This is a genomic window from Kribbella sp. NBC_01484, from assembly GCF_036227145.1.
Taxonomy (GTDB): domain Bacteria; phylum Actinomycetota; class Actinomycetes; order Propionibacteriales; family Kribbellaceae; genus Kribbella.
In genome coordinates this window covers 3,037,822-3,049,302 of record NZ_CP109437.1, presented here as the reverse complement: position 1 = coordinate 3,049,302, position 11,481 = coordinate 3,037,822, and the positions used below count along the sequence as shown (strand labels likewise).

The window sequence follows — 11,481 nt, the reverse complement described above, 5'->3', positions numbered from 1 at the left end:
CGTCAAAGAAGTACGATCGGACCCGTGACCGAGACGCGCTGGCTGGACTCCGACGAGGAGCGGGCCTGGCGTGCGGTACGCCGGTTGCTGACCGTGGTCCCGTCCCGGCTCGCCCGTGACCTGAACCAGCTCGGCCTGTCCACCGCGGACTACGAGGTGCTCAGCACCCTGTCCGAGAAGCCCGGCCGGCGCTGGGGGCTGAAGGACTTCGCGGTGAAGATGCAGTGGTCGCGCAGCCGGTTGTCACACCACGCGGCCCGGATGGAGGCCCGCGGCCTGATCGAGCGGGAACCGGATCCCGCCGACGCGCGCGGCTCGATCTACCACCTGACCGACCACGGCTTCGACGTACTCGCGGAAGCCGCGCCCGGGCACCTCGACTCCGTCCGGCAGCGTTTCATCGACCACCTCAGCCCTGAGGAGCTCGCCGTCCTGGAGCGAGTCTCGACCAGGATCGCCGACCTGCCGGACTGATCAGACGAAGGCGGCGGCGACGCGGTGGTAGGTGTAGCCCAGCTTGCGATAGAGCCCGATAGCAGCGGCGTTGTCACCGTCAACCATCAGAGCGGCCCGGCCGTGCCGCTTGATCAGTTCGGCCGTGACGAACCCGCACACCTGCCGGGACAATCCCTTGCCCCGGGCAACAGGCCGGGTAGCGACGCCGGCCAGGAACCCGACCTCCGGCGCGCTCCAGGCATCCGCCGCGATGCTCAACAGTTCCCCGCCATCACCGCTCACCGCAGCCCAGCGCCGTACGCCGCCACGCCCGGGCCACGCGTACGACGAAGGAGACGCCTCGGCCAGCAACTCCTCGATCCCGGCGTCACCGTCGAGCCAAGCCGCCATCGTGGTCACGTCCGGAGTCTGCACCGTCTCCATCCAGCCGAACGCGGCCGCGAACTGCATCCCCGGCACGCGATCCGCCAGCTCCCGCAGCAGCTCCTCCGAGCCGAACGGGCGGAAGCTCGGTCCGACCTCGGCCAAGACGCCGGCCGCCAACCGAGCGGCCGGTTCCGCGGACCCGGACACCGCGAGCCGGTCGCGCTTCGAGAGGTCCGGTGACGCCACGGCGACCGCGTCACCGTCGTACCAGGCCCGGACGCCGTGGCCCAAGCCTTGGGCGGCCCAGACGATCAGCGGATCGCCTCCACTCGCCCGGATCAGGTCAGCAGTGGTCTGGATCTCGCGCACCCGATCATTGTCCCTCAGGCCGTTGGAGGGCGTACGGCGTGAGGTGGTGATAGCCGCGGACCGAGACCCGGCGGAGGCGGCGCAGGCGGAAGTCGGGGTGACCGTCGAGGGCGGCGGCGAGCTCGCGGTCGGCCAGGACACGGCCGGGTTTGCACTCCGAGGTGAGGCGGGCGGCGAGGTTGACGACTTCGCCGTACACGTCGCCGAGCCGGATCAGGATCGTGCCGTAGGACAGCCCGATCCGCAGCTCGGGGAGATCCTCGGCCGCGGTCACCGCGTCCTGCAGCGCGAGCGCCACCGCCGCACCCTGGGCCGCGGTGTCGGCGACGAACAGCACCTCGTCGCCGATCGACTTGATCACCCGGCCGCCGTTCAGCGCGACCACGTCGGCGGCCATCCCCTCGAACCGCTCGATCAGCTGCCCGAGCTCGGCCTCCGTCAGCCTCCGCGTCAGCCGGGTGAAGCTGACGATGTCGGCGAACCCGACCGCCCGCACCCCGCGCGCCACCTCGTCCGACCCGTCCATCGCCCGCCCGGCGGCCGCGGCCAGGTGCCGGCGCCACACGTAGGTCTGCAGCCGCTCCATCGCCGGCAGCAGCATCCCCGCCACCTCGAGCGCCTCGTCCGCCGCCAGCTTCGACCCGCCCAGGAACTCCAGGAACATCGCCGACTGCCAGGACGCCAGCCGGGACTGCGTCTGCCCGAGCTTCCGCGCCAGCGAGGACTCCATCTCCGGATCGATGAAGTCGTCGTCCTCCAATGCCGCCACCAGCCGCAGCGCCTCGACGTCGTCGTCGGTGAACGCGACCTCGTCGTCCGGCACGGTCGCGAATCCGAGCGCGTGCCACATCCGCTCGGCGCGCGCGCTCGAGATCCCGGCCCGCTCCGACACCTCGATCCGGGTGAACTTCCGTTCCCCGCCCAGCAGCGTCCGCTCGAACTCCCGCTGCATGCCCGCCAGATCTACCTGAGCTCCGGCAGCGGGGTCGGCGTCAGGAACCACCGCGGCGCTCGGCGATGGTCGCGTCGATCGCGTCGCGGAAGGCCGGCAGGCGGCGGGTCAGGTCGTCGAACTTCTCCCGGGTGAAGTGCAGCAGCTGCAGCCGGGACTTGGCCGTGACGGTTGCCGTGCGCAACGTGTTCTTCCGGACCGCGACCTCGCCGGCGATGTCGCCGGGCCCGAGCTCGGCGATCTCCTGGCCCTTCTCCCGCACCGCCGCCGTACCGCTCAGGATCAGGTACGCCGCGTCCGGCGGGGTCTGCTCCAGGATCAGTGACCAGCCGGCCGGCACCGAGACCTCCTCGCCGGCCCGGAAGATGTCCCTGATGTCGCGTCCGGACAGATCCGCGAACAGCGGCAGGTCGCGCGGGGATGTCCTACCCAGTGCCACGTCGATCCTCCGAGCCCGCCGGGCCACCCCGGCGATCAGCCGATGTTTCCAGTCGGTAACTCTAACGGCTGCCCGGGGCAGAGGTCACTCGACCCTCCGCCGGCGGCGCGGGCGGCCGGCACGACGGCGTACCGGGCGGCGTGGTCCGACCAGGCGAGGCCCGGCGAGGCGATCCTCGAGGCGCCGGGCCTCGCGACGGATCGGCTGCGCGACGTACTCGCCGAGGATGACGCCGGACGCGAGCGCGACGCCGATGGCGATGGCCGTCACCAGGCTGAAGATGCCGAGCAGGTTGCCGAGGCCCATCAGCTCGTACAACCCCTTGTAGATGGTCAGTCCCGGCAGCAACGGGATCGAGCCCGACACCACCAGGACCAGCGGCGGTACTCCCGACCGCCGGCCGAGCGAATAGCCTCCGAGACCCACGGCGAAGGCCGCCGCCGCGGTCGACCACGCCGGACCGAACGAGGCTCGCGTCATCAGCGTGAACACCAGCGACCCCAGAGCGCCCATCATTGCGGCCGGTAGCAGCGCCCGGAGCGGTGCGTACGACGCGTAGGCGAAGGCGACCGCCATCAGCGCGCCCGCACCGACCATGATCGGCAGGTTCGCCAATTTGATCGTCTGCGCCTCGATCCCGACGCTCAGGCCGAACTTGAGCCCGATCGCGAGACCGAGCGACACTCCGGCGATGATCCCGCCGGTCAGCAGCATCGCCTCGAGACTGCGCGCCGCCGCGGTCACGTAGTACCCGGTGATCGCGTCCTGGACCGCACCGGTCAGCGCGATCCCGGCCAGCAGCATGATGATGCCTGCGGCAACGACCAGGGACGGCTTCACCGGCGCGTGGACGGCGTACAGGATCAGGGCGACCGCGGTCGCGACGAAGGCGCCGGCCACCTGCTGGTAGAACGCGGGCAGCCGCTGCCGGCTGAACCACCGGTTGTTCAGGTCGATCACGATCGCCGTGACGACCGCCACCAGCGTGATCAGCCAGCCACCACCCAGCAGGAGCGTGGCGCCACCCGCCATCACACCCCAGGCCAGGACGGCACTCCAGCGCGAGTACGGCGGACCCGCCGAGGTCAGCCGGGCCAGCTCACGGCTCGCCTCGTCCCGGGTCACGTCGCCGCGGGCGAACCGCCGTACCAACTGATCGACGTCGGTCAGCCGGGAGAAGTCCTGGGACCGATAGCGAACCAGACGGATGTGCGTCTCCGGCGCGACGTCCGCCGCGGCCTGGTAGGAGATCGTCATCGAGGTGAAGGTGATGTCGACCTCGCACCCGCGCAGCCCACCGGCCGCGGTGACCCCGAGCATGGTCGCGGTCGCGTCCGCCGTACCGGCGCCACTGGACAGCAGTACCTCGCCCACTCGCAACGCCAGGTCGATGGTCCGGTAGACCTCCCGCTGCTCGAGCTCCATCACTCGCCCAGCAGGCGGTGGGCCATCGCCAGGTCGGTGATCAGGATGTTGACCCAGCCGCCGAGCAGCGCGGCGCGGATCGCGGAGTACTTCCGCTCGCCACCTGCGACCCCGATCCGGCGCGGCACCGCCAGCAACTCCTTCGCGGTCACCCCGATGACTCGCTGGTCGAACGTCGAGCGCACGTGCTTTCCCTCTTCGTCGAAGAACCGGAAACAGACGTCCCCGACCGCGCCGAGCCGGCGCAGCTCGTCCTGGTCGGCCTCGGCGACCGCGTTGCCACTGCGCTGCAGCAGCGGCGAGGGCTCGAGGCTGCCGATTCCCACCAGGGCGTCGGTGAGCTGTCCCCACGTGCCCAGAACGTCCCGAACGGACACGTCGTTCATCATCGCGCGCCGCACGGCGGGCGTCCCGACCAGGCCCGGCGCGGGCAGGTAGACAGGCATCGCACCGGTCAGCTCGGCGAACCGCGCGGTCAGCCGGGTGGCTTGCATCTGCACCGCCGCGTCACCCAGCCCGCCGACGATCTGGACCACCTTGTCCACCACCGGCACGCTCTTGCGCGGCATCCGGTCCACCGCGCTGATCAGCGTCTCGCTCCAGGACGAGATGCCGATCACGTGTCCGCCGGTCAGCGTCATGTCGAGGTACGCCGCCGTGCCCGAGCCGAGCGCCGGCAGCACCTCGTCCCCGCTCCCCGCGGTGTCGACGACGACCGCGTCCCGCAGTCCGTAGCGGCCCTGCAGCTCGTCCTCGAGATCGCTGTGCACGCCACTCGGCATGGTCACCACGGTGTGCACGATGCCGACCTCGACGGCCTGCTTGAGCATCCGCGACACCCGGGCCTGGGAGAGGTTCAGCTCGGCGGCGATGCGCGGCTGCCGGATGCCCTTCTCGTGGTACATCCGGGCCACCTTCGCCAGCAACCGCAGCTCGTCCAGCCCCGGCTGACGCACTGCGCGGTTGGCGTTCACCTCGACCCCCTAACAAACGATCAGGAATCTGGACTATAGGTCAGATAAACTCAGACCGAATCTGCAAGACCACACGTGCTCTGGGTCGGTGAAATTCCGAGCCGGCGTCTGACACCCTGCCAACGTCCGAAGAAGCGTGGGCTATAGGCCACACTTCTTCGGACGCAAGCGTCAGTGGAGGAGCCGGCGGGCCGCGTCCGCGATCCCCTCGGCGGACAGCCCGTACCGGTCCAGCAGATAGCCGGCCGACCCCGTGGGCGCGAACTCGGGGATCCCGAGGATCAACACCCGCGCCGGATGCTGCTGTACGACGGTCTCCGCAACGGCACCGCCAAGGCCGCCACCGGACACCGCTTCCTCGGCGGTGACGATTCCGGCCGTCTCCCGCGCGGCCGCGACCACGGCTCCGGTGTCGAGCGGCTTGACCGTCGGCATCGACAGCACCCGGGCCGAGATGCCCTCCTCGGCGAGCCGTTCGGCCGCGGCGATCGACCGCCACAGCACGGTCCCGTTGCTGATCAGCGTCACGTCGTTCCCGTCCCGGACCGTGATCGCCTTGCCCAGCTGGAACTCGTAGTCATCGGCGTAGACCTTCGGCACGCTCATCCGGCTGACCCGGATGAACACCGGCCCGTCCGAGGTGGCCGCCCAGCGCAGCGCCGCCGCCGTCTCGATCGGGTCGGCCGGAACGATGATCGTCAACCCGGAGATCGCCCGCAGCCAGGCGATGTCCTCGATCGAGTGGTGCGTGGGGCCGAGTTCGCCGTACGCGACGCCCGGGCTCATACCGCACAACTTCACGTTGGTGTTCGAGTAGGCGACGTCGGCCTTGATCTGCTCGAGCGCGCGCCCGGTGAGGAAGCACGACGCGGCCGAGACGAACGGGATCCGGCCGCCGTTGGCCAGCCCGGAGGCGACCCCGACCATGTCCTGCTCGGCGATGCCGACGTTGATCAGCCGGTCCGGGAACGCCCTGCGGAAGCTGTTCAGCTTGCTCGAGCCCACCGAGTCGTTCACCACGCCGACGATCCGGTGGTCCGCGTGCGCGAGCTCGGCCAGGGTCTCGACGTACGCGTCCCGGCAGTCGTACCTCGGCTGGTCCGCGATCGAGGTGTGAACGATGGTCATGCCGACCGCCTGTGGTCGCGCGCCAACTCGGCCAGCGCCTGCTCGAACTCCGCCGCGTCCGGCACCCGGTGATGCCACGCGACGTTGTCGCTCATGAACGAGATCGGGTGGCCCTTGTGTGTGTGCGCGATCACGAACGTCGGCTTGCCGGGCCGGACCGGTACGGCAGACAGCACGTCGAGCAGCTCGCCGTGGTCGTGACCGTTCACCTCCACCACCGCGAACCCGAACGCCGTCGCCTTCTCCGGCAGCGGATCCAGGTCGTTGGTCTCCTTGGTGGTCGCACCTTGCTGCAGCCGGTTCCGGTCCACGATCACGGTCAGCCGATCGAGCTGGTACTGCGAGGCCGCCATCATCGCCTCCCAGTTGCTGCCCTCCTGCAGCTCGCCGTCCCCGACGAGCACATACGTACGGCGCAACGACATGTCGAGCCTGGCCGACAAGGCATGCCCGACCGCGACTGGCAGGCCATGTCCGAGCGGGCCGGTGTTGGCCTCAACAGCCGCGACCTTGGTCCGGTTCGGGTGACCGTTCAGGGCGGACAACGGCTTCAGGAACGTGGCCAGCTCACTCACCGGCAGGAAGCCGAACGCCGCCAGCGTGGTGTAGAGCGCGCCGGCGACGTGCCCCTTGCTCAGGATGAACCGGTCGCGCTCCGGGTCGGCGACCGTCTCGGGCGAGATGTCGAGCACCGCGCCGTACAGGGTCGTCAGGATGTCGATGGCGGAGAAGTCTCCGCCGATGTGCCCGGCGCCGGCGTGGTGGACCAGCTTGAGGTCCTGGATCCGGATCTGCTGCGCGGCCTCGGCGAGGTGCGCGATCTGCTCGACGCGGCTGCTGTGGATCGGCAGCCGCCCGAGCACGGGCATGGTCGTGTGTTCGACCGTCAGCGTCATGCCAGCTCCGCCATCGAACTCAGCAGCACCTTCTGCACCAGCTTCTGCGCGGCCAGGGCGTCGTGCGAAGCCTGCGCCGCGGCCAGAGCGTCGTCATCGAGTACATCGAGCGCGTGGTGCACCGCCTTCAGGAACCGGATCGCCTGCTTCGCGGCCTCGACGCTGTCCTCGCGGAACGGGAACTGGTCCAGCTGCCAGACGCCCTCCCAGTTGTTCTTCCGCAGGGTGTGGAAGAACTCGAACGTCTCGACCAGGTGCACCGAGCCGACGACCATGTCGTCGTCCCAGCCGCGCAAGTTGTCGTTCACGTCGATGGCGAACAGCCGGCCGTAGTCGATCGCCAGCTGGGCCGCGTCGGCGGGCGTCTCCTGGCCGTAGAGCGAATGGCCGAAGTCGAGCAGGATGCCCAGGTTGGGCAGGCCGATCTTCTCGATCCCGAGCAGCGTGCGGGCGACGTTCGGGAAGATGATCTTCACCCGTGGCTCGCGCGGCTTGTACTCGATCACGAAGTTGATGTCCGGGTGCGCGGAGACGAGCTCCTTCAGGCCGTCCAGCGCCAGGTTCCAGATGTCGTGGTAGTCGACCTGGAACGGGTAGTCCCAGCCGTCCTGGCCGGGCCACAGCTTCACGTACGAGCAGCCCAGGTCCTTCGCCAATTCCGTTGCCTGATGCAACAGCTCCATCGCCTGCCCGCGGACGGCGGGGTCCGGGTTGGTGAGCGAGCCCTTGACGAAGTCGCGGGTGTAGATCTCGGGCGTGATCGCGATCGCCTTGAGATTGTTGCGTTTCAGCACGTCCTTGACGTCGTCGAGGGTCCCGTCGTACCCGGCGAACGGCCAGTTCAGGTCGACCACGGACAGGTCGCCGACGGCGCCGGCCCGGTCGATCTGCTCGAGCAGCCCCACCGGCGGCCCGTAGCCGTCGGTGGCGTAGCGGTCCTTGTAGGTCGCGAAGTGCCAGATACCCGCGCCGAAGACCGGCAGGTCGGTCATGAAGTGCTCCTTTGGTGGGCGAAGCGGCGGATCTTGGCGAACATGTCCTCGAGCAGGAACCGGACGTCGACCTGTTCGACCACACTGATCGGGTTGTTGGTGCCGGGCAGGTACCAGCCGTCGACGCCGAACCGCGGAGCCGGACGGACGCGCAGGTTCCCGCTGCTCGGGTAGAGCATCAGCGCGATCGCCGGCGAGTCGCCGAGGGACCGGGACTCGATCGGTTCGCCGTGGTACGTCGCGTTCCACTCGTGCAGCTGGTCGATCAGGTACTTGCCCAGAGGGCCGGCATCGCCGATCTTCTCGTCCAGCTCGGCGTATCCGACCGACACCTTCGTGTAGACGTCGCTGGGCACCTGCCACACGGTGATGCCGGAGCCGAACACCACGTTCGCGGCGTGGATGTCGTTCGACAGGTTGAACTCGATCCCCGGGTACGACGTGTGCCCGTAGTACCCGCGCCCGCCGATCCAGATCACGATCACGTCCCGGTGCACGATCTCCGGATCGAGCAGGATCGCCGACGCCATGTCGGTCAGCGGACCGAGGAAGGACACGAACAGCGGATCGTCCTTCGACGCCAGCTTGGACTCCTCGATGATCAGCCGCGCACCGGGCGAGTCCAGCGGGGTCTGCTCGTCCGCGATGCCGGTCGGCGCGCCGTTCGCGACCGGGACCTGACCGGTCAGGTCCAGCAGGTCCAGCAGGTGATCGATCTCCTCCCGCGACTCCGCCATACTGCGGTCCGACCGCCGCGTGCCGAAGTGGGCCGCGATCAGGCCGCGGATGTCGAGGGTAGGCGACAACAGCCCGTGCACGATCGCGAACTGATCGTCCGCCTCGTTCTTGGCGTCGGTATCGATGATCACCCGCCGTCTGCTCGGCTTCACCGCGGCTCCCTTACAGCGAATAGATATTCAGTAGTGCATAGTTTATCGCGACGAGTGTCGTCACGAGGCTAGAGTCCCGTCAAGAGCTCGGTTGAAAGTTGTCAGATCCGGAGGGTTCGATGCTGCGAGCGGTACTCGCGATCGACCAGGGCACCACGAACTCGAAGGCGGTCCTGGTGAGCGCGGACGGCGGCGTGCTGGCGACCGGATCCGCGCCGGTCGGCCTCTCCACTCCGCGGCCGGGGTGGGCCGAGCAGGACGCCGATGACCTGTGGAAGAGCGTCTTGCGGGCGATCGCGTCCTGCCTCGCCGCCGCGGAACACAGCGTGCTCGCGGGGCGGGTGGAGATCGTCGGGATCGCCTTGTCCACCCAGCGCGAGTCAATCGTGGGGTGGAGCCGCCAGGGTGAGGCTGTCGGCCCGGTCATCGGCTGGCAGGACGTGCGCGCGGCCGCATGGTGTGCATCCTTGCCTCCATCCGCTGATGAGCTGGTGCGTTCGCACACCGGGCTGCGAGTGGATGCGATGTTCTCCGCGCCGAAGCTTCACTGGTTGCTGACGGAGACGGGTGCTGATCGTGTCGGCACCGTGGACTCCTGGTTGACCCATCGGCTGACTGGTTGCCGCGAGCACCTGACCGACGCCGGCAACGCGTCACGGACCTTGCTGTACGACGTACGCGAGCTCGACTGGTCGGACGAGCTGCTGGACGCATTCGGCGTACCGCGGTCGGCGCTGCCGGAGGTGCGTGCGTCGAACGCCGGATTCGGCGCGACGGCAGGGGTTCCGGGGCTGCGCGACGGGATCCCGATCGTCGTCGTACTCGCGGATTCGCATGCGGCGATGTACGGACAAGGGTGTGTGCGGGCCGGGATGATCAAGGCGACGTACGGGACCGGGTCGTCGGTGATGACTCCGGTCGATGGCTTCATCCCGGGTGGGTGCACGCTGGCCTGGTTGACCGACCAGCCGTTGTACGCAGTAGAGGGGAACATCGTGTCTTCCGGCGCGGCGCTCGCCTGGACGGCCGCGATGCTCGGTCTGCCGGGTGTCGGCGCGTTGATGGAGCTGGCGGCGACGGTTCCTGCTGCGGACGGCGTCGTTCTGGTGCCGGCGTTCGCCGGTCTCGGAGCGCCGCACTGGGACCGGCAGGCCCGGGCCGCGCTGACCGGGATGAGCAACTCCACCACGCGCGCCCACATCGCCCGCGCCGCCGTCGACGCGGTCGCGCAGCAGATTTGCGACATCGCGGAAACCATCCCGGCTTCGGACGGCACGCCCCGGTGCCTGCGGGCCGACGGCGGCGCGACCGTCTCCGCCCTCCTGATGCAAACCCAGGCCGACCTCCTCGGATACTCGGTCGAGGTCGCCGACGTCCCCGAGATCTCCGCCCTCGGCGCCGCCGAACTCGCCTGGACCACTCTCGGCCAGTCGACCACCTGGTCCAGCACTCGCACCTACCGCGTCTTCGAACCCACCCTTGCCACCCGAGCCCGCACCACTTCCCGCGCCCAGTGGGCCGCCGCCGTGGCCTCGGTCCACACCTGAGCGGCGCGTCGGTCGCCTTTCCGGAAACAAACCGGCACCTGGCGGTTTCTTTCCGGAAAGCGCAGGAGGGCCCCTCGCTCCCGCAACTGACCGGACGTGGTGCCCCACCCACCCCTCCTCCCACTTGCCCCACTTTCTTCTCCCTCGCCACCTTCGGTTCAGATCCCGAAGTGACTCCTTGTAGCTGACCGGATGTGGTCGGAGATCGCTTTCCGTTACAGGTTGACTCCTCGTGACAGCCCACCTAAGGTTGCGGTCACAAGCCTTGGAAAGGGCTTTCCGGGGCTGAGAGGGAGGCCGGCATGTGCGAATACGCGCCAGGTTCCGCCGCGGCACTGCCCGGCGGCATCGGCATCTCGTTGCTGACGGTGTACGACATCGAGGCACCGGACGGCCTGGTCGGCGGTGCACCGCACGTCCACCTGGCCTGCTCCGAGGGGTACTACGTGGTGGCCGGCTCTGGTGCGGTCCAGACCCTCAACCCGAAGGGCTTCGCCGAGACCCCACTGCAGGTGGGCACCGTCGTCTGGTTCGACCCCGGCACGATCCACCGGCTGGTCAACGGCGGCGGTCTCAAGATCCTCGCCCTGATGTCGAACTCCGGTCTCCCCGAGGCCGGCGACGCCGTACTGACGCTCCCGCCCGAGCACCTCACCGACCGCGAGACCTATCTGAACGCGACCACGCTGACCGGCGAGGGTGAGGTCCGGACGCTGTCCGCGATGGCCCGGCGTGACCTCGCGGTCGAGGGGTTCGCCGTACTGCGTGAGTCCTTCGACGCGAACGGCCCGTCGGGCCTGGACGACTTCTACGCGGCCGCGGTCCGGATCGTCCAGCCACAACTGGCGGACTGGCGCAAGCGCTGGGAGCAGGGCGCCCGTCGCCTCGCCGACGAGACCGGCGCCGCGCTCGACGCGCTGGAAGCCGGCACGGCACCCCACCTACAGACCGCTGAACTCCATCAACTCCCCGCCCCCACCGAGCTCGGCCGGCACGGCATGTGCGGTCGCCTCGATATCTACGACATCACTTCGTGAGAGGCAGAAC

At 69.2% G+C, this 11,481-nt stretch carries 12 protein-coding genes; 3 read left to right on the top strand and 9 right to left on the bottom strand.

The annotated features are described in order from the left end of the window. Nucleotides 1-24: 24 nt before the first annotated feature. Entirely contained in the window at nucleotides 25-474 is a 450-nt protein-coding gene (locus tag OG555_RS15050; RefSeq protein WP_329483501.1) for a MarR family winged helix-turn-helix transcriptional regulator, read from the top strand. On the opposite strand, the gene OG555_RS15045 is transcribed toward OG555_RS15050, so the two are convergent. The 9 genes from OG555_RS15045 to OG555_RS15005 form a co-directional block, all read right to left on the bottom strand. Then, entirely contained in the window at nucleotides 475-1,191 is a 717-nt protein-coding gene (locus OG555_RS15045) for a GNAT family N-acetyltransferase (RefSeq protein WP_329483500.1), read from the bottom strand. 4 nt (nucleotides 1,192-1,195) lie between these two features. Beyond that, nucleotides 1,196-2,143: an adenylate/guanylate cyclase domain-containing protein gene (locus tag OG555_RS15040; RefSeq protein WP_329483499.1), complete on the bottom strand. Its 948-nt coding sequence runs from the start codon at nucleotides 2,141-2,143 to the stop codon at nucleotides 1,196-1,198. Nucleotides 2,144-2,183: 40 nt separating this feature from the next. Beyond that, nucleotides 2,184-2,582 (bottom strand): cyclic nucleotide-binding domain-containing protein, encoded by a 399-nt coding sequence (locus tag OG555_RS15035; protein WP_329483498.1) that lies wholly within the window; start codon nucleotides 2,580-2,582, stop codon nucleotides 2,184-2,186. Nucleotides 2,583-2,666: 84 nt separating this feature from the next. Next, complete coding sequence (locus OG555_RS15030) at nucleotides 2,667-4,007, bottom strand: threonine/serine ThrE exporter family protein (protein WP_329483497.1); 1,341 nt, start codon at nucleotides 4,005-4,007, stop codon at nucleotides 2,667-2,669. After that, nucleotides 4,007-4,981, bottom strand: a complete 975-nt coding sequence (locus OG555_RS15025) for a sugar-binding transcriptional regulator (protein WP_329483496.1) — start codon at nucleotides 4,979-4,981, stop codon at nucleotides 4,007-4,009. Before OG555_RS15025 ends, OG555_RS15030 begins: the two co-directional genes overlap by 1 nt. A gap of 171 nt (nucleotides 4,982-5,152) precedes the next feature. Next, nucleotides 5,153-6,109, bottom strand: coding sequence for a transketolase family protein (locus tag OG555_RS15020; protein ID WP_329483495.1), 957 nt, complete (start codon nucleotides 6,107-6,109; stop codon nucleotides 5,153-5,155). After that, nucleotides 6,106-7,005, bottom strand: coding sequence for a transketolase (locus OG555_RS15015; protein ID WP_329483494.1), 900 nt, complete (start codon nucleotides 7,003-7,005; stop codon nucleotides 6,106-6,108). The genes OG555_RS15020 and OG555_RS15015 overlap by 4 nt, the downstream gene beginning before the upstream one ends. Further along, entirely contained in the window at nucleotides 7,002-7,997 is a 996-nt protein-coding gene (locus OG555_RS15010; protein ID WP_329483493.1) for a sugar phosphate isomerase/epimerase family protein, read from the bottom strand. The genes OG555_RS15015 and OG555_RS15010 overlap by 4 nt, the downstream gene beginning before the upstream one ends. Continuing rightward, nucleotides 7,994-8,887 carry a nucleoside hydrolase gene (locus OG555_RS15005; protein WP_329483492.1) on the bottom strand — a complete coding sequence of 298 codons (894 nt, stop codon included), beginning with the start codon at nucleotides 8,885-8,887 and terminating at the stop codon, nucleotides 7,994-7,996. Before OG555_RS15005 ends, OG555_RS15010 begins: the two co-directional genes overlap by 4 nt. A gap of 119 nt (nucleotides 8,888-9,006) precedes the next feature. Between OG555_RS15005 and OG555_RS15000 the strand changes: the two genes are divergently transcribed. Both OG555_RS15000 and OG555_RS14995 read left to right on the top strand, forming a co-directional pair. Next, nucleotides 9,007-10,434 carry an FGGY family carbohydrate kinase gene (locus tag OG555_RS15000; RefSeq protein ID WP_329483491.1) on the top strand — a complete coding sequence of 476 codons (1,428 nt, stop codon included), beginning with the start codon at nucleotides 9,007-9,009 and terminating at the stop codon, nucleotides 10,432-10,434. A 302-nt stretch (nucleotides 10,435-10,736) separates the two neighbouring features. Beyond that, nucleotides 10,737-11,471: a cupin domain-containing protein gene (locus OG555_RS14995; RefSeq protein ID WP_329483490.1), complete on the top strand. Its 735-nt coding sequence runs from the start codon at nucleotides 10,737-10,739 to the stop codon at nucleotides 11,469-11,471. Nucleotides 11,472-11,481 lie beyond the last annotated feature (10 nt).